The sequence below is a fragment of the Streptomyces sp. NRRL F-525 genome (genome assembly GCF_000716605.1).
In the GTDB taxonomy this organism is placed as follows: Bacteria; Actinomycetota; Actinomycetes; order Streptomycetales; family Streptomycetaceae; genus Streptomyces.
This window is the reverse complement of the sequence record NZ_JNXE01000049.1, coordinates 14,003-30,885: the sequence shown is the minus strand read 5'-3', so window position 1 is coordinate 30,885 and position 16,883 is coordinate 14,003. Positions and strand designations below refer to the sequence as shown.

The 16,883-nt window shown below is 71.4% G+C and carries 14 protein-coding genes; 6 read left to right on the top strand and 8 right to left on the bottom strand.

From position 1 onward, the window contains the following. Positions 1–59: 59 nt before the first annotated feature. A complete protein-coding gene (locus OO69_RS43145; protein WP_033286456.1) occupies positions 60–815 on the bottom strand; it encodes an SDR family NAD(P)-dependent oxidoreductase in 756 nt (251 codons plus the stop codon). Between the two features lie 19 nt (positions 816–834). Further along, positions 835–2,358, bottom strand: a complete 1,524-nt coding sequence (locus tag OO69_RS43140; protein WP_051801648.1) for an FAD-dependent monooxygenase — start codon at positions 2,356–2,358, stop codon at positions 835–837. Between the two features lie 58 nt (positions 2,359–2,416). Here OO69_RS43140 and OO69_RS43135 point away from each other — a divergent pair, with 58 nt between their 5' ends. After that, complete coding sequence (locus tag OO69_RS43135) at positions 2,417–3,031, top strand: TetR/AcrR family transcriptional regulator C-terminal domain-containing protein (RefSeq protein ID WP_033286454.1); 615 nt, start codon at positions 2,417–2,419, stop codon at positions 3,029–3,031. A 57-nt stretch (positions 3,032–3,088) separates the two neighbouring features. Here the strand turns inward: OO69_RS43135 and OO69_RS43130 are convergent, their stop codons facing one another. After that, positions 3,089–4,441, bottom strand: a complete 1,353-nt coding sequence (locus OO69_RS43130; RefSeq protein ID WP_051801647.1) for a M14 family zinc carboxypeptidase — start codon at positions 4,439–4,441, stop codon at positions 3,089–3,091. A 178-nt stretch (positions 4,442–4,619) separates the two neighbouring features. Between OO69_RS43130 and OO69_RS43125 the strand changes: the two genes are divergently transcribed. Together OO69_RS43125 and OO69_RS43120 are read left to right on the top strand one after the other, a co-directional pair. Further along, positions 4,620–5,594, top strand: coding sequence for a glycoside hydrolase family 11 protein (locus OO69_RS43125; RefSeq protein WP_033286453.1), 975 nt, complete (start codon positions 4,620–4,622; stop codon positions 5,592–5,594). Between the two features lie 39 nt (positions 5,595–5,633). Further along, positions 5,634–6,617: a polysaccharide deacetylase family protein gene (locus OO69_RS43120; RefSeq protein ID WP_033286452.1), complete on the top strand. Its 984-nt coding sequence runs from the start codon at positions 5,634–5,636 to the stop codon at positions 6,615–6,617. Here the strand turns inward: OO69_RS43120 and OO69_RS43115 are convergent. The 3 genes from OO69_RS43115 to OO69_RS43105 all read right to left on the bottom strand — a co-directional run bounded on the left by OO69_RS43115 (position 6,610) and on the right by OO69_RS43105 (position 9,258). Further along, positions 6,610–7,242 carry a hypothetical protein gene (locus OO69_RS43115; RefSeq protein WP_033286451.1) on the bottom strand — a complete coding sequence of 211 codons (633 nt, stop codon included), beginning with the start codon at positions 7,240–7,242 and terminating at the stop codon, positions 6,610–6,612. The genes OO69_RS43120 and OO69_RS43115 overlap by 8 nt on opposite strands. 39 nt (positions 7,243–7,281) lie before the next feature. Next, positions 7,282–8,718, bottom strand: coding sequence for an NAD(P)/FAD-dependent oxidoreductase (locus OO69_RS43110; RefSeq protein ID WP_033286450.1), 1,437 nt, complete (start codon positions 8,716–8,718; stop codon positions 7,282–7,284). Between the two features lie 123 nt (positions 8,719–8,841). Beyond that, positions 8,842–9,258, bottom strand: coding sequence for an SsgA family sporulation/cell division regulator (locus OO69_RS43105; protein WP_033286449.1), 417 nt, complete (start codon positions 9,256–9,258; stop codon positions 8,842–8,844). A gap of 208 nt (positions 9,259–9,466) precedes the next feature. On the opposite strand from OO69_RS43105, the gene OO69_RS43100 reads away from it, so the two are divergent. Beyond that, positions 9,467–11,086 carry a sigma-70 family RNA polymerase sigma factor gene (locus OO69_RS43100; protein ID WP_078652831.1) on the top strand — a complete coding sequence of 540 codons (1,620 nt, stop codon included), beginning with the start codon at positions 9,467–9,469 and terminating at the stop codon, positions 11,084–11,086. Here the strand turns inward: OO69_RS43100 and OO69_RS43095 are convergent. Together OO69_RS43095 and OO69_RS43090 are read right to left on the bottom strand one after the other, a co-directional pair. Further along, positions 11,048–12,661 (bottom strand): hypothetical protein, encoded by a 1,614-nt coding sequence (locus OO69_RS43095; protein ID WP_158713488.1) that lies wholly within the window; start codon positions 12,659–12,661, stop codon positions 11,048–11,050. The genes OO69_RS43100 and OO69_RS43095 overlap by 39 nt on opposite strands. A 78-nt stretch (positions 12,662–12,739) precedes the next feature. Continuing rightward, on the bottom strand, positions 12,740–13,648 hold the full coding sequence (locus OO69_RS43090) for a LysR family transcriptional regulator (protein WP_078652830.1): 909 nt from the start codon (positions 13,646–13,648) through the stop codon (positions 12,740–12,742). Positions 13,649–13,738: 90 nt separating this feature from the next. On the opposite strand from OO69_RS43090, the gene OO69_RS43085 reads away from it, so the two are divergent. After that, on the top strand, positions 13,739–14,569 hold the full coding sequence (locus tag OO69_RS43085; RefSeq protein WP_033286446.1) for an oxidoreductase: 831 nt from the start codon (positions 13,739–13,741) through the stop codon (positions 14,567–14,569). Between the two features lie 90 nt (positions 14,570–14,659). Next, positions 14,660–16,873, top strand: a complete 2,214-nt coding sequence (locus OO69_RS43080; protein ID WP_033286445.1) for a DEAD/DEAH box helicase — start codon at positions 14,660–14,662, stop codon at positions 16,871–16,873. Positions 16,874–16,883: the final 10 nt, after the last annotated feature.

Here is a 16,883-nt window from a genome sequence, read left to right as displayed (position 1 = left end):
CTACGGCCCTGGGGCGCGGGGTACCGGGGAAGCGCCCCGCGCCCCAGGGCCGACCGGTCTCAGAACCCCCGCCGAGCCCCGCCGTCCGCCGACACCATCACCCCGGTGACGTACGAGGCCGCCGGCGACAGCACGAAGGCGCCCACGCGCCCGAACTCCTCCGGCGTCCCGTACCGCCCCAGCGGAATCGCCGACTCGTTGGCGGCCCGCCTGGCGTCGGGGTCGGGGGCCAGGCCGTCCAGTTCGCGCATGCGGTCCGTGGCGATACGGCCCGGGAGGACGCCGACGACGCGGATGCCGCGGGGGCCCAACTCGTCGGCCAGGGACTTGGCGAAGCCGGCCAGGCCGGGGCGCAGGCCGTTGGAGATGGCCATGCCGGGGGCCGGTTCGTGGGCCGTGCCGGACAGGACGAAGCCGATCACACCCCCAACTCCCAACTCCGCCGCGGCTGTTCGGGCCAGCCGTACCGCGCCCAGGAACACCGACTCGAAGGCCGCCCGCCACTGTTCGTCGGTGGTGGCCGCCACGTCGCCCGCGGGCGGGCCGCCGACGCTGACGAGGACGCCGTCGAAGCCGCCGTACAACTCCCTTGCCGTGGCGATCAGTTGGCGCGGGGCCCGCGGGTCGGAGTTGTCCACGGCGACGCCGGCCGCGTTCGGGCCCAGCTCGGCCGCTGCCTCCGCCGCGCGCTTCTCGTCGCGGCCGGTGACGAGCACCTTGGCGCCGTCGGCGACCAGTTCGCGGGCGACGGCGTGGCCGAGTCCGCGGGTGCCGCCGGTGACGACGTACACCTTGTTCCTCAGTCCGAGATCCATGAGTCCGGTCCGGTCCCTTCTAGAGTCCGAGGGTCGTGGCGACGACCGCGTCGACCCCCGCCGCCAGCTTCGTGTCGTCCTCGTCCGTCCATGCCCACGTGACGTGTCCGTCGGGGCGGATCAGGGCCGCTCGTACGTCCGCCCACGCGGGCCGTGTCCCGTCGGGCGCACCGGAGTGCACGGTGACCCGCTGCCGAGCGCGGTCGGCCAGCGCGCCCTCCGCCGTCAGGTCGAGCAGGATGTACGAGTCCGCCCGCAGCGCGCCGAACAGCGTGCCGTCCGTGTCGGTGAGGGGCAGGTCGGGGGCGCGGGTGCCGGTCACCGGGTGGGCCGTCGGGTCGGCGCTCGGGTAGGCGACGTCGAGCGCGGTCAGCCGGCCGGCCAGGACATCGCTGAACTCCCGTGATTCCGGGACCATCCGGCTCAGCAGGTCACGCAGCGCGAGCCCCTCCGGCGTGAAGGCGTGGAACAGGTAGGTCTGCGCGCGGCTGTGCTCCATCAGCTGCTCGCCGACCGGGTGGCGGTCGGTGTGGTAGCTGTCGAGGAGCCCGTCCGAGGCCCAGCCGTCGATCGTCGCGGCCAGCTTCCAGCCGAGGTTGAAGGCGTCCTGGAAACCGACGTTCATGCCGACACCGCCGGTGGGGTAGTGCTGGTGCGCGGCATCGCCCGCGAGCACGACGCGGCCACGCCGGTAGTGGGAGGCGAGGCGGGTGGCGTTGCCGTAGCGGGAGAGCCAGGACGGGTCGCGCATGCCGAAGTCCTCGCCGGCGATGTCGGTCACCTTCTGCCGCAGTTCGTCCATCGTGAAGTCGCCGGGCCACTCGGTGGTCGCGCTGTCGGGGCTGGTGCCCGCGATGCGCCAGCGGTTGTCGGGCAGCGGCACGATCATCAGGCCGCCGCGCTCGGTGAAGCGGCTGAAGCCGGGCGCCGGCGGGTTGTCGAAGAGGACGTCACCGAGCCAGCCGAGATAGCGCGAGTCCGTGCCGGGGAACTCGATCCCGGCGACGTCGCGCACGGTGCTCCGCGTGCCGTCGCAGCCCGCGATGTACTCCGCCTCGATCGCGTACGGCCCCTTTGGCCCCTCGACCCGGACGGTCACCGAGTCCGCGTGCTCGGTGAAGCCGGTGACGCGGTGCCCACGCCGGATCGTCGCGCCGAGCCCGCGGGCGTACTCCTCGAAGAGCGCCTCGGTACGGGCCTGCGGGATGAAGAGGGTGTACGGGAACGGGGTGTCCATGACCGAGAAGTCGAGCCGGTTGGACAGGTTGGCGAAGTGCCCGGTGGAGATCTTCAGGCTCTCGTCGAGGAACCGCTGGTGGATCCCGCGCGAGGCCAGCACCTCGACGCCGCGCGGGTGCACGGTGAGCGCCTTGGAGCGGTTGTCGATCTCCGTGCGGAGTTCCAGGACGGTGACGGAGATGCCGTTCAGCCGGAGTTCGGCGGCGAGCCAGAGGCCTACGGGGCCGCCTCCCGAGATGACGACCTGCGCGGTTTCCACTCGCTGTGTCCCCGCCTGCTCTGCTTCCACCTGCTGTGCACCCATGAGACCACCCATTTCTTGGTCGCTGACCTAGAGTCTTCGGGTGAAGTAAACTAGGTCAGTGACCAACAAGCAACAGAGCGACCGACTGGATCCGGCCACGGTGATCCGCGCGGGCCTGGCCCTCCTGGACGAGAAGGGCCTGGACGCGGTGTCCACGCGCGCGGTCGCCGACCGGCTCGGCGTGCGGATCAACACCGTGCAGTGGCATGTGAAGACCAAGGCCCGGATGCTGGAGCTGATGGCGGACGCCGTACTTGGCGAGATCCCGCTCACCGACCTGCCGGAAGTCCCCGCCGAACGGGCCCGCGAACTGGCCCGCCGGTTCCGCCGCGCCCTGCTGTCCCACCGCGACGGCGCGGCACTCGTCGTCGGCACCTACGCCGCCGAGCCCATGACCCTGGCTTTCGCGGAGGCCCTGGTCGAGGCGCTGCTCGCGTGCGGCCTGGGCGACCGCGAGGCCGCGTGGACCTCATGGGCCGTCGTCTACTTCGCCCTCGGCCTCACCCAGGAGGAACAGGCCGTGGATCACCGGCCGTTGGGCGACATCCTGGCGCGGGCGATCTCCGAGACGACTCACCCCGCGCTGCATCGGGTGGCCGGTCATCTCGCACCGGCGTCGTTCGAGGAGCGGTACGAGTTCGGGGTGGCGGCGCTGCTCGCCGGGAGGCGGTGAGGGGGAGGGCCTCCGGGCTCGGGTGAGGGCGGGTCTGCCGAGGGGTCCGTCACGCGTTCAGCGAAGCGCCTTCAGCGCGCTCTCGGCACCGGCCAGCACCGTGCGCGCCTGGTGTTCCACCTGGTGGCGGACCGGCACCCAGCGCACCCGTAGGGCATCTTCGGCGTCCGTGCACCACGCCGTGAAGAGTTCGTCGAGTTCGCGGTACAGCGCGGGGGCCGCCTTGTCGTCCGACGCCTGCAGCAGCCGTAGCAACAGCCCTGCCGCGCGGATGGGTTGGCGGCGGGCGACGATGTTCAGGGCCGCGACCTGGGCCGTTGTCAGGCGCCGCGGGTCGTCGTCGGCCGACGCGGCGGCTGCCTGACGGGCCAGTGGTTCCCAGGAGTCGGCGACCATGTCGTAGAGGCCGTCGGCCATCCACTCCACCACCCGCCTGAGCGGGTCGTGTTGGGGCGACGGCAGGAAGGCGCGTGCCTTCTCGAGTACGGCGGTCACCTGGCGGCCGCCGTCGAGGACCAGGCCGGCCAGGTCGCGGAGGGCGTGTCCGGCGTCCGGGTGCGGGGACAGGTCCTCGGCCAAGTCGCTTGCCCACATGGGGACTTCGACGATCGCGGTGACGCCGCCGTACCGCAGGGGCGCACACCAGGTGGACGCGCCGATGTTCTCCGAACCGGCCGCCAGGCGTGCGGTGTTGTCCGGTGCGGGCAGGACGTAGACCGCGGGGCTGGGGTTCTCCCAGTACAGGGCGTCGTACGTGCCGTGCTGGAGGGGGATGCCGAGTTCGGCGGCGGATGCGCGGAAGGGCGCGGCCAGTTCGGGGAGGTCGCGGGTCAACTGGACCCAGCTGCCGCCCACGTCGGTGCTGTGCAGCGAGCACTGGAGGAACGGCCGCAGGGCGTCGATCGTCGCGAACAGCGCCTCGCTCTCCGGGAGTTGGCGGCCGACGATCGGGGCCCACTCCGGTTGCTCGGCGGCGATCGGGCGGTAGGTGGTGCGGTAGTAGCTCCGCAGGGTGGGGGCGGCCGTGGCTGCGGTGTCTTCGGTTCCGGCCTCGCTCACGGCGGCACCGTCCGGGTCGAGGCACAGGACGAAGTCCCAGGTGATGAGGGTGGGGTCGGTCGCCGCGAACAGCCGCTCTCCGCGCGCCACTTGCTCCGCCAGTACGAGCGCGGTCGCGCCGCCGACCGGTTCGTCGGGGTGGGGTCCGGCGACCACGAGGACGTGGCGCGGCCCGTGTCCCACCGACAGCATCCGGATCGGGCGGCCCGCGCGGGAGCTGCCGATCCGGCCCAGTCGGCAGACGCCGGGATACCGCGAGACCAACTGCCGTGCGGACTCGGTGACTTCGGCGACGGTGGGATAGCGGTCCGTATGATCGGGGAATTCTTCGAAACATTCGGGCGAAAACATTCGACGGTCGGATCTTGATTGTCGGCGATCCATGGGTGACCTCCCGGCGTGAATCGTTCAATAGCGGCTATGAGCTGGGGAATTTGATAAAGCGCCCCGCATTCGCGAGCGGCGAATATTTCGTACTCGGCACCGAAACTATTGACAGTTGGCAGGGGCAGACCAAAACTGACGCGCCATGGACAACACACCCGCACGCACGTCGAAACACTTAAGGCTCTCCGTCAGCGGCGCCTGCGCCCTGCTGCTGGCCCTTCTGGCGATGATGACCCTGCCCGGCAGCGCCAGTGCCGACACGGTCGTCACCACGAACCAGACCGGCACCAACAACGGCTACTACTACTCGTTCTGGACCGACACGCAGGGTTCGGTCTCCATGAACCTCGGCTCCGGCGGCAACTACAGCACCACGTGGAGCAACACCGGCAACTTCGTCGCCGGCAAGGGCTGGAGCACCGGCGGCCGCCGCAGCGTGACGTACTCGGGGACCTTCAACCCGTCCGGCAACGGCTATCTGTCGCTGTACGGCTGGACCTCGAACCCGCTCGTCGAGTACTACATCGTCGACAACTGGGGCACCTACCGGCCGACGGGCACGTACATGGGCACCGTCACCAGCGACGGCGGCACGTACGACATCTACAAGACCACGCGCTACAACGCCCCTTCGGTGGAGGGCACGAAGACCTTCGACCAGTACTGGAGCGTCCGGCAGACGAAGCGCACCGGCGGCACCATCACCACCGGCAACCACTTCGACGCGTGGGCCCGCGCCGGGATGCCGCTCGGCAGTTTCAGCTACTACATGATCCTCGCGACCGAGGGCTACCAGAGCAGCGGGAACTCCAACATCACGGTGGGCGGGACGAGTTCGGGCGGCGGCACCAGCGGCTGCACGGCGACGCTGTCCGCCGGCACGCAGTGGAGCGACCGCTACAACCTCAACGTCGCGGTGACCGGCTCCAGCAACTGGACCGTGACGATGAACGTCCCGTCCCCGGCGAAGATCCTCTCCACCTGGAACACCGCGGCCACGTACCCGAGTTCGCAGGTGCTGTCCGCGAAACCCAACGGCGCCGGCAACAACTGGGGCGTGACGATCCAGCCGAACGGCAACTGGACCTGGCCGACGGTGTCCTGCACGGCGAGCTGACCGCTCCCCCCAACTCCCAAGGCTGGAGGACCACTTCACATGGCATCCGCACCGCACTTCTCGTTACGCTCCCTGGTCGCCAGGCTGGCCGTCATCGCCCTGGCCGCCGCGGGCACCCTCGCCGTCGGCGTGAACACCCCCGCGCAGGCGGCCACTTGCAGCGGGTACGTCGGCCTCACCTTCGACGACGGCCCGTCCGGCAACACCCCCACCCTGCTCAACGCCCTGAAGCAGAACGGTCTCCGGGCCACGATGTTCAACGAGGGCCAGTACGCGGCCGCGTACCCGGCGCAGGTCAAGGCCCAGGTGGACGCCGGTATGTGGGTCGGCAACCACAGCTACACCCACCCGCACCTGACCACGCAGACCCAGGCCACGATCGACTCGGAGATCTCCCGGACCCAGCAGGCCGTCGCGGCCGCGGGCGGCGGCACCCCCAAGCTCTTCCGCCCGCCGTACGGCGAGACCAACGCGACGGTGAAGGCCGTGGAGGCCAAGTACGGCCTGACGGAGATCATCTGGGACGTCGACTCCCAGGACTGGAACGGCGCGAGCACCGACGCGATCGTCGCGGCGGCCGCCCGGCTCACCAACGGCCAGATCATCCTCATGCACGACTGGCCCGCCAACACGGTCGCGGCGATCCCCCGCATCGCCCAGGGCCTGGCCGCCCGCAACCTCTGCGCCGGAATGATCTCCCCGACCACGGGCCGCGCGGTGGCCCCCGACGGCAGCGGCAACGGCGGTGGGGGCGGCGGCAGTTGTACGGCGACCCTGTCCGCCGGTACGCAGTGGAGCGACCGCTACAACCTCAACGTCGCGGTCACCGGCTCCAGTACGTGGACCGTGACGATGAACGTCCCGTCCCCGGCGAAGATCCTCTCCACCTGGAACATCGCCGCCACGTACCCCAGTTCACAGGTACTGACCGCCAAACCCAACGGCGCCGGCAACAACTGGGGCGTGACGATCCAGCCGAACGGCAACTGGACCTGGCCGACGGTGTCTTGTACGGCTAGCTGACCTCGGCCGGGCTGAGGGCCGCCGCGATGGCGGGGGTCACGGGGTGTCCGGCGAGGACATGGCGGACCGCGTCGAGCGGGACGGGGCGCTCGTAGTAGTCCTCGAAGTGGGCCTGGACGGTCTCCGGGGAGCGGTCGGTGAGGAGGTGGAAGAGGAAGCCGGAACCGTCCGGGCTCTCGTGGCCCACGGGGAAGTCGATGGCCGAGCCGGCGCGCCACGCGGTGTCGCCGGTCTCGCGCCACAGACAGACGGTGACGCGCGTGAAGCCCAGGCCCTCGTCGCGGAAGGCCGGATCGTCCAGCAACGGGAGCAGCGCGGCGGGCACTTCGTCGACGACACCGGGCCAGACCTCCTCGTCGTCCGTCCCGTACGGGCTCATCGCCGACTCGTGGTCGAAGCCGCGGATGAGCACGCCGGCCGGTGCGAAGAGGACCGAGAAGTCGTCCCCGGAGCCGTTGTCCATCAGGGCCGCCTCCTCGCCCGGGCCCCAGTCGGCGTTGAAGGCGTATACGCAGAACTGCGGATCGTCGCCGATCGTGGCGTCCAGGACCGCCAACGCCCGCAGATGGACGCGGAGTTCGGCAGGGTCGGGGAGGAGGGCGGCGGCCTCGTACACGGTGCTCATGACCTCATGGAAGCAGCCGCCACTGACAATCCCGGCGCGCTACTCGGCAATCCCCGGCAACGAGATCCCCGCCTCCGCCAGCAACCGCCGCTCCCCACCCGTGAACGTAGGCCCGTCCAGCTGCGGCCGCAGCGGCCCAACTGCCGCCGCCGCGAGCACACTTGGCCGGAGCAGTGCCGTGCCCGGCGACTGGAGGGTCAGGACCTCCGTCATCGCGGTCGCCACGCGGTACGAGCCCGTGGCGGTATGGGACAGCCGGCTGACGTAGCGCTGGAGGAGGCGGTCGGCCGTGCCCGCGCTCCGGCCCTGTGTCGTCCCGTAGTGGATGTCCTGGCCCACGGCGAGGCTCCAGGCGAGTTCGACAGGTCTCGCGATGGCCCGTTGGGCCTTGCGGGAGAGGCCGTTGGTGAGGCCCGCGGACGCCAGTTGGGCGCGGAGCGCCACCGCGCCGAGGGCCGCCACCGACATGCCGTGGCCGTAGATGGGGTTGAACGCGGCGACCGAGTCGCCCAGGGCGACCAGGCCCTCGGGCCAGGACTTCAGGCGTTCGTAGTAGTAGCGGCGGTTGACCGTGCTGTGGGTCAGGGCGACGTCGGTGAGGGGCTCGGCGTGGGAGAGGAGGTCGGCGACTACGGGGTGGCGGAGGGTGCGGGCGTAGGGCTCGAACTCCGCTGCCTCGCGGGTGGGTTGGGCGCCCGGGGTGCCGATCAGGCTGACGTGCCAGCGGCCGTTCTCGATCGGGACGATGCCGCCCGTGCGGCCGGGTGCGCCCGATCGCGGGTCGGCCTGGACGTTGATCACGGGCCAGTTGAGGGTGGGGACCGGGGCGCGGTAGATACGGCTGGCGTACGCGATGCCGGAGTCGATGCGGTCCTCGGCCGGGCCCTGGATGCCCAACTCGCCCAGCCACTGGGGGGTTCGGGACGCTCGTCCGGACGCGTCGATCACCAGGTCCGCGGTCAGGTCCGACTCGGTGCCGTCCGCCGCGCGCAGCCTTACGCCGGTGACGCGGTCCGAACTCCCCAGCAGGGCCGTGACTTTGGTGTGCGGGCGGGCGCCGACGCGCGGGTCCTTCAGCACCTGTCCGCGGACGACGGAGTCCGTGAGGTCGCGGCTCGCGGTGATCAGATAGTGGCTGTCACGCTGCCAACGGCGGTACCAGCCCTCGGGCGAGTAGATCAGCATGTTGGTCGTCATGGGCACCCGGTTGGCGCCCGCGGACAGCAACTCCTTGAGCGTGCCCGGCAGCAGCTCCTCGATCGCGTTGGCCCCGCCCGACAACAGGACGTGGAAATGGGCGGCTTGGGGAACGCCCGGACGTGCCTCGGGCCCCTCGGGCAGGCCGTGCGCCTCGATGATCTCGACGCTGTCGACGAAGTCCCTCACGGCGGCGGCGGCGAGCATGCCGGCGAGGCTGCCTCCGACGACGACGGCACGGGTGGAAAACCGGGCTGTCCTGTGCGGCGATTCGCTCATGAGGGGCTGCTTTCTCCAGACGGGCACCGTTCGTGCGTGGCAGGGGTACCGGCGAACCGGATCACATCAAGAGGCCTCGCAGAATATGCCAATCGCAAGGGGACCGGAACGGGGCCGTCGGCCTCACGCGCCGTCCAGCAGCGAGGCGAGCCCCCGGTCGAGGGACGGTTCCAGGGCTTCCCGGCCCGGCTCGGTCACCCGGTACGTCCGGCGCAGGAAGTGGTGCAGCGCGACTGAGTCGAAGCGGATCATCGCGATGCCCTCCGGCGAGTGGAACTCGACGGCGGTGTGGGCGGGGCCGTAGGGACGGATGTGCACGTTGCCCATCCCGGCCGGGGTGGCGAGCCCCTCCTCCAGCAGCGCCCGTGCGAAGGTCCACGTCACCTTCTTGCCGTCGAGCGATATCCAGGCGGGGAACAGGAGTTGGACGGCGAAGGGGTCGCCTGAGGAGTAGCGCAGGGTGACCGTCACCGCCAACTCCTGGTCGTCGTCGGCGATCAGGCGGGCGCTGGTGGGCTGTTCCAGGGTGACGTGGCGCATGGGCGGTCTCCGATTCGGGTGGGACGGCGGCCGGTTGTGCCGACTCACCCTCCTTGAGCGCGCGGAGGGGCGCTTGATTACGCCGTTGCGCAAGAAGGTTGATGTGATCTGGGTCACCTTCTGTTGTCGCTGCAACTTTAGTTGAAAGTTTCGGCATCTAGGCTTACAAATCTTCCCCGCCCCCCTTGGCAACTGGAGCGTTGCTGCCATGAACGACGGTCCCACCGCCGCGTACGCCCGGATCTACGAGGAGCAGCAGCCGCGCCTCGTCGCCTACGCCCGCTCGCTCACCCGGAACACCTGGGTCGCCGAAGACCTCGTCGCCGAGGCGCACTTCAGGGTGTGGCGCAGGCTGTCCGCCGGCCATGAGATCGACAACGTACCGGCGTACCTCATGACGACCGTGAAGCACCTCGCCACGGCCGCGGGGAGCGCCGCGCGCGAGACACCGCGCGATCCGCAGGCGGACGAGCGGGCGGACGCGAGCCACGCGCACGTCCACGGGGGCGACCCGGCCGAGCAGGTGTCCTCAACCGACCTGCTGGTACGGGTACTTGAGCAACTGCCCGAACGCTGGGTGAAAGCGCTGTGGCTGGCCGAGGCGGAGGGCCTGCCGCTCGCCGCGATCGGCCCTCAGCTCGGCACCAAGCAGGGCGCGACGGCCGTCCTGCTGCACCGTGCGCGCGAGGGCATGCGGCAGGCGTTCCTGCGTGAGCAGACCGGTGCCCCGGACGATCCCGCGTGCCAGGTCCACTGGGCCCGTATGCCCGCGTACGTGCGCGGCGGCGCCACCGAGCGGCAGTCCGAACGCCTCCTCGGCCACGTCGACGCGTGCGACGACTGCGCCGCCCGCCTCGCGGCCCTGATGCGCGCCAACGACCGCCTGCCCGCGATCGTCGCCCCGGCCCTGCTGGTGTTCGTGCTCGGCGGCACGGGCAAGTTCCTGCTCGCCGCGTTCGGCGCGGGTTCCGCGGGAGCGGCCACGGCCGCGACGGGTGGCCATGGTGCCGGACTGCTGCACGGCGTACGGCACGCGGCAGTCGGCGCCTCGAAGACACAGATGGCGGCCGCCGTCGGTACGGCCGTGGCGGGCGCCGTCGCGGTCGTCGTCCTCCTCGGCGGCGGCGACGCCACTGAAGTCCCGGTCGCGAAGGGCCCGGTGGCCGAAGTCCCGGTCTCCCAGGCGCCGGTGGCCTCCGAGCCGCGCACGGGGAAGCCCTCGAAGTCGCCGGGCAGGAGTACGGGTTCTACGGCGCCCGCGGCGGACGGGTCCATAAGTTCCGTGTCTCCGGCCGCACTTGGCGGCACCGGGGGCGGGTCGGTCGTAGTGCCGGTGGGTGGTGGTGGGGCAACTCCGGTTCCTACGGCGCCTGTTGAGCCGCCGCCGGTGATTACCGAGCCGACTCCGGCTCCGACCCCGCCTCCGACTCCTGCTCCGCCGGTGACCACGAAGCCGGAGCCCGAGCCGACTCCCACACCGCCGGTGGTCACGGAACCGAAGCCGGAACCGAAGCCGGACCCGACACCGACGGACCCGACACCGACGGACCCGGCGCCGACGGAGCCCGCTCCCACGCCTCCGAAGAGCGAGGAGCCGACGCCGGAGCCGAGCACTCCCGTGGAGGAGACTCCGGATCCCGTCACCACACCGGAGCCCACGACTCCGTCCGAGCCCACGACCCCGTCCGACCCCTCGACGTCACCCACACCCGAACCGTCCGCCCCGACCGGCGACCAGCCCTGTCCGGACGGAGCCGGCGCCGGGGGCCAGGACGGGAACGGGAGCGGATCAGCCGATGGCGTAGGCGCGGTAGACGGTCTCCACTGACGTGCCGCCGGCGGAGTCGGTCACCTGTGAACGCAGGGCGACCGCGCCGGAGGCCGGGTTGTGCACGGCGGCCTTCCAGGAGGAACCGGAGCGGGTGACCGTAGCGGCCTTCCAGGTCGTGCCGCCGTCCGAAGACGCCCAGACCTTCAGGGACTTGACCGTCGACTTGGTGAACTTGACGTCCGGGCCCTGGGATCCGCGGCCCGCGCTGACCGTGACCGAGGTGGTGCTGCTCGCCTTGGCGCGGTTGCGGCTGTCGAGGCCGGCGGGCAGGAAGCGGGTCATGAAGACCGGGGCGACCACCGACTTGGCCGGGTCGGCCTTGAACCGCCAGTCCAGGGTGACGCGCGAGGACAGCATGCCGGACGGGAAGGTGATGCCCGGGTGGTAGCGGTGGGCGTCCACGGTCAGCCGGTAGGTGCCGGCCGAGTGGATACGGGCGGCGAACGAGTCACTGGCCGAGGAGCCCCAGTTGGTCAGGGTCTGCTTCTTGACGGTGGTGCTCCCCTTGGTCAGGACCACCGTCTCCTTCGTCGGGTCGGCGCCCCAGACGCCCACGTCGGGGTCGCCGATCAGCGCGTCCGGGATGAAGTTCACGGACTTCTGCCAGACGAAGGGCAGATAGTGCAGCGGGCTCCACACGGCCCGCCCGAACGACTGGGTGAAGCTCTGCCCCGCCTTCAGCGTCCTGGTCGCCGGGAAACCGCCACTGACGACATCGCCGTTGTTCGCGATCACGTCGTCGCGCGGCTGCCAGGTCCCGGGCGTCACATGGACCGCGGTGCTGAACGGCGCGGTGTCGTCGGTGACGTTGGCGTACAGGTCGGTCGTGCAGTCGTCGACCTTGGGCGCGGCCTGGAGGGCGGTGTCGTTCTGCGTGCCCATCTGCGTCCCGGCGCGCACCGAGAACCGCAGCGTCGCCAGCTGCGACCGCTTGAACGAACCGCCGGGCGCGGTCGGGATACCGGTCGTCTTCTTGACTGCGACATAGCTGTCGTCGCCCGACCACTGCGCCAGGTACCCGAACTGGAGCAGTTTGGAGGAGTTGGGGATCGCGTAGAGCGACCCCGCGTCGTTCCAGCCGCCCGCGCTGAACGCGGAGGGCATGTCCATGTCCGCGGCGCACACCTGCGCGCTGATCCGGGCCGGCTGCGTCACATCGGCCGGGGTGTCCAGCGACACCTTCACGACCTTGCCCTTACGGGCGTCCAGCGTCACGGACTTGGCCCCCGACACCGTCACCACCTGCGCGCCGATCGTGTCGGTGCCCAGACCGTCGGTGGCGCTCTCGTAGATGTCGGTCATCGCGAGGTACTTGCCCGCCGGCAGGCTGAGCCGCTTGCCCGACTTGACGGTACGCGTCTCACCCGACGACGCGTTGACGACGGTGATCGTCGTCGCGACCTTGGCGCCGTGCCGCCCCAGCGTGGTCACGGTCAGCGAGCCCGACGCAGCCTGCGCGGACGCGGCCGGAACGAGCAACGGCCCCGCGAGCGCGGCCACTCCGACGAACGCGAGCGATGCGACCGGCGTGCGTCTCGTCCGTCGTACGGACATGCTTCCCCCTGTGGACATGATTCCCCTCCGAGCCCCGAACCCTGAATCCCAACCCCCGAAAACGGCTCATCGTAACCGTGCCGCGGACGCGTTCGATCAGCGCCCCGCCACCGGACGGCACGCCTCCGCGTACGCCCGGACCAGCGGCCGTCCGCCGTCCTCCCGCCGCCAGGCCAGGGCGTAACGGCTCGGCGAAATCCCGTGCACCGGGCGGGTGATGACACCGCCGAGAGTGATCAGATGGGCGTTGCCCGTGGCCACCAGGCAGACGCCGAGACCGGCGACCAGCGCCTCGTACGTCTCCTCCGTGCTCGCGATCTCGGCGCCGATGCGCGGGAGTTGGCCATCGCGTTCGTCGAGGGCGAGCCAGTGGTCGCGCAACGGGCCCGCGTCGGACGGCAGGGCGAGGAACGGCTCGTCGACGAGATCCGCGAAGTCGACCTCGGCGCGGGCGGCCAGCGGATGGGTGTCCGGTAGCGCGACCAGGCGGGGTTCCTCGGCCACGACCGTCCAGTCGTAGCGCTCCGCGTCGGGCAGCGGCAGCCAGACGAACGCCACGTCCGCGTCGCCGTCCGCGAGACCCGCCGTCGGATCGTCCCAACTCACCTGCCGCAGCCGTACGTTCGCCTCCGGACGCGCGGCCGTGAAGCGGGAGCGGATCGCGGGCAGCAGGCCACCCCGGCCGGGGCTGGTGCTCATACCGACCACCAGGGTGCTGCGCCCGGCCGCGCTCACCTCCGCCAGCGCGGCCGCGCCCTCCGCCCAGACCGCCAACACCCGCTCGGCGTACGGCAGTAGGGCCGCACCGGCGGCCGTGAGCGCCACGCCCTGCCGGTCACGCCGGAACAGTTCGGCGCCCAACTGCCGTTCCAGCGCCCGGATCTGCTTGCTCAGGGCGGGCTGCGAGACGTACAGCCGCTCGGCCGCGCGCGTGAAGTGGAGCTCCTCGGCGACCGCGACGAAGTAGCGCAGGTCCCGTACGTGGACGTCCGTCGTCATAGCCATTGGTTATCAGCGTAGGTCTTGGACGGGTGATCGGGGGCGGGAGCAGGCTGGTCGGCAGATGGACAACAGGGGATCTCAAGGGGAGACGTCATGAACAAGGTGTGGCTGGTCACCGGTGCGAGCAGCGGGTTCGGGCGGGCGATCGTCGAGGCGGCGCTCGCGGCCGGTGACGTGGTCGTGGGTGCGGCCCGGCGGACCGAGGGTCTGGACGACCTGGTGGCCGCGCGGCCCGACCAGATGGAGGCGCTGCGCCTCGACGTCACCGACACGGGCGCGGCGGAGGCGGCCGTACGGGACGTGGTGGCGCGGCACGGGCGGATCGACGTGCTCGTCAACAACGCGGGGCGCGCGCTCGTCGGGGCCTTCGAGGAGACGACCGAGCAGGAGCTGCGGGACCTGTTCGACCTGCATGTCTTCGGGCCGGCGGCCCTCACGCGCGCGGTGCTGCCGTTCATGCGGGAACGGCGCTCCGGGGCGATCGTGCAGATGAGCAGCATGGGCGGGCAGATGTCCTTCGCGGGCGTATCGGCGTACAGCGGAACGAAGTTCGCCCTGGAGGGACTGTCCGAGGGGCTCGCGGACGAGGTCGCCGAGTACGGCGTCAAGGTGCTGATCGTCGAGCCGGGCGCCTTCCGGACGTCCTTCTTCGACAGCGGCCGGGCGAGGGCCAGTGCCGACAGCGGGGTGTACGCCAACGTGAGCGCGACCCGCGACGCCGCCGCCGGCAGCCACGGCGTCCAGCCCGGCGACCCGGCCAAGGCGGCGGCCCTCATCCTCGCCGCCCTCGACGCCGAGGAGACCCCGCTCCGCCTGCCGCTCGGCGAGGACGCGGTCGACGCCGTGCTCGGGCACCTGGAGCAGGTGCGCGGCGACATCGCGGCCTGGGAGAAGCGGACCCGGGCGACGGGGTTCGACGCGTGACGGAGGGCTGAGAGGCCGGGCCCGCTCCCGTTGTCAGTGCCGCGTGCCACGATGGGTACACGGCGAGACGCATGGGGAGCGGGGGGTGACATGGAGGGCGAGTTTCCGCGGGCCGGACGGCGGGCCAGGGAGCTGTGCACACGGGGGACGCGGCTCTACGACGTGGCGCGCGCCCTGCGTGAGGACCACACCCGCGCGCTCGACACCGTCCGCTCCGCACTGGAGCCGCTGCGGGCCGAACTCGTCGCGCAGGAGCTGGAGTCCATCCCGGTAGCGAGGCTGAAGGACGTCACCGAGGGGCGGCTGCGGCTCGGGGCCGTGGAGGCGGCCGGGCTGACCTCCGTGCGCGCGGTGCACGAGGCGAGCCGGTACGAGCTGCGGCAACTGCCCGGCGTAGGACAGCAGACCGCCGACCGGGCCCTCGCCGCCGCCCGGCAGATCGCGCGGGCCGTCGCGGAGACCGTGTCCGTGCGCATCGACGTCGACCACCCCGAACCCCGCACCACCGCCCTGGTCATCGCCCTGCAACGGCTCGTCGAGGCGGGGCCCGAGCTGCGCCGCGCCCTGGACGCCGCGAACCGGCTCGACGAGCGGCTCGGCGCCCTGCTCCCCGTGGCCCGGCCCGCCAGCAGCAGGCTGCTGATGGCGCTCGCCGGACGCAAACGCCGGGAGAGCGCGCTCGCGGCGGTCGCCGAACTCCACGAACTGGTCGCCGACCCGGCCGCCAAGGACGTACGGCTGCTGATCGCCCAGGCCTCCACCGACCTCCTGCGGCCGCCGGTCTCCGACATCGAGGCGTGGGTCGACTTCGAGCTGCGGTCCGCCGAGTACTACAGCCAGCTCGCCGAGGTCGACGGCCAGCAGCCGGACCTCGCGGCGAGCGAGGGCTTCCTGCCGACGGAACTGGCCGAGCGCGTGCACGCCCAGCCGCTGGACGACACCCACCGCCGGGTCTCCCTGCGCGGATACCAGTCCTTCGGGGCGCGCTTCGCCCTTGCCCAGCGCCGGGTCGTCCTCGGGGATGAGATGGGACTCGGCAAGACCATCCAGGCCATTGCCGCGCTGGCCCATCTCGCGGCCGAGGGGCAGAGCCACTTCCTGGTGGTCTGCCCGGCCAGCGTGCTGATCAACTGGACCCGGGAGATCGGCGCCCGCAGCACCCTGCGCGCGCTGCCGGTGCACGGCCCGGACCGGCACGAGGCCTACGCGGAGTGGGGTGAGCGGGGCGGGGTCGCGATCACGACCTTCGACACGCTGCACACCTTGCCGACGCCGGCCGACACATCACCGAAGGGGAAGCGGGCGAAGGCCGACGCGCCGCCCGGCCCCACCCCGGGCATGCTCGTCGTGGACGAGGCCCACTACGTGAAGAACCCGGACACCCGCCGCACCAAGTCGGTCGCCCTGTGGACCGAGCGCTGCGACCGCGTGCTGTTCCTCACCGGGACGCCCATGGAGAACCACGTCGAGGAGTTCCGCACCCTCGTCCGCCACCTCCGCCCCGACCTCCTGCCGACCGTCCGCAACGGCACGGCGGCGGCCGGACCGCACGCCTTCCGCAAGTCCGTCGCCCCGGCCTATCTGCGCCGCAACCAGGAGGACGTGCTCACCGAACTGCCCGCCCTGGTCCAGGTCGACGAGTGGGTGGAACTCGGCGTCGCCGACCGCGAGGCGTACGCCCGCGCGGTCGGCGACGGCAACTTCATGGCGATGCGCCGGGCCGCCTACGCCGACACCGAGAAGTCCGCGAAGCTGCAGCGCCTGCGGGAGCTGGTCGCCGAGGCCGCGGACAACGGCGTGAAGGTGGTGGTCTTCTCCTACTTCCGGGACGTCCTCGCGGCAGTCGAACAGGCCCTGGAGAAGGGCGTGTTCGGGCCCATCTCCGGAAGCGTCCCGGCGGCCCGGCGCCAGCAGTTCGTCGACGACTTCACCCAGGCTCCCGGCCACGCCGTCCTGCTCTCCCAGATCGAGGCGGGCGGGGTCGGCCTCAACCTCCAGGCCGCCTCCCTGGTCATCCTCTGCGAACCCCAGGTCAAACCGACGGTGGAGCACCAGGCCGTGGCCCGAGTCCACCGCATGGGCCAGATACGCACGGTCCAGGTGCACCGCATGCTCGCCCCCGACAGCGTGGACGACCGGCTCCTGACCATCCTCAAGAACAAGGACCGCCTCTTCGACGCCTTCGCCCGGCGCAGCGCCCTGGCGGACGCCACCCCGGACGCGATCGACATCTCCGACGCCACGCTGGCCCGCCGCATCGTGGAGGAGGAGCAGCGGAGACTGGCGGCGGAGGCCACCAACTGACGTTTCCCTC

Bases quoted from the DNA above. Each gene is read 5' to 3' on its own strand.
- OO69_RS43145 (WP_033286456.1), bottom strand. From the start codon at position 815: ATGGATCTCGGACTGAGGAACAAGGTGTACGTCGTCACCGGCGGCACC.
- OO69_RS43140 (WP_051801648.1), bottom strand. From the start codon at position 2,358: ATGGGTGCACAGCAGGTGGAAGCAGAGCAGGCGGGGACACAGCGAGTG.
- OO69_RS43130 (WP_051801647.1), bottom strand. From the start codon at position 4,441: ATGTTTTCGCCCGAATGTTTCGAAGAATTCCCCGATCATACGGACCGC.
- OO69_RS43125 (WP_033286453.1), top strand. From the start codon at position 4,620: ATGGACAACACACCCGCACGCACGTCGAAACACTTAAGGCTCTCCGTC.
- OO69_RS43120 (WP_033286452.1), top strand. From the start codon at position 5,634: ATGGCATCCGCACCGCACTTCTCGTTACGCTCCCTGGTCGCCAGGCTG.
- OO69_RS43115 (WP_033286451.1), bottom strand. From the start codon at position 7,242: ATGAGCACCGTGTACGAGGCCGCCGCCCTCCTCCCCGACCCTGCCGAA.
- OO69_RS43110 (WP_033286450.1), bottom strand. From the start codon at position 8,718: ATGAGCGAATCGCCGCACAGGACAGCCCGGTTTTCCACCCGTGCCGTC.
- OO69_RS43105 (WP_033286449.1), bottom strand. From the start codon at position 9,258: ATGCGCCACGTCACCCTGGAACAGCCCACCAGCGCCCGCCTGATCGCC.
- OO69_RS43100 (WP_078652831.1), top strand. From the start codon at position 9,467: ATGAACGACGGTCCCACCGCCGCGTACGCCCGGATCTACGAGGAGCAG.
- OO69_RS43095 (WP_158713488.1), bottom strand. From the start codon at position 12,661: ATGTCCACAGGGGGAAGCATGTCCGTACGACGGACGAGACGCACGCCG.
- OO69_RS43090 (WP_078652830.1), bottom strand. From the start codon at position 13,648: ATGGCTATGACGACGGACGTCCACGTACGGGACCTGCGCTACTTCGTC.
- OO69_RS43085 (WP_033286446.1), top strand. From the start codon at position 13,739: ATGAACAAGGTGTGGCTGGTCACCGGTGCGAGCAGCGGGTTCGGGCGG.
- OO69_RS43080 (WP_033286445.1), top strand. From the start codon at position 14,660: ATGGAGGGCGAGTTTCCGCGGGCCGGACGGCGGGCCAGGGAGCTGTGC.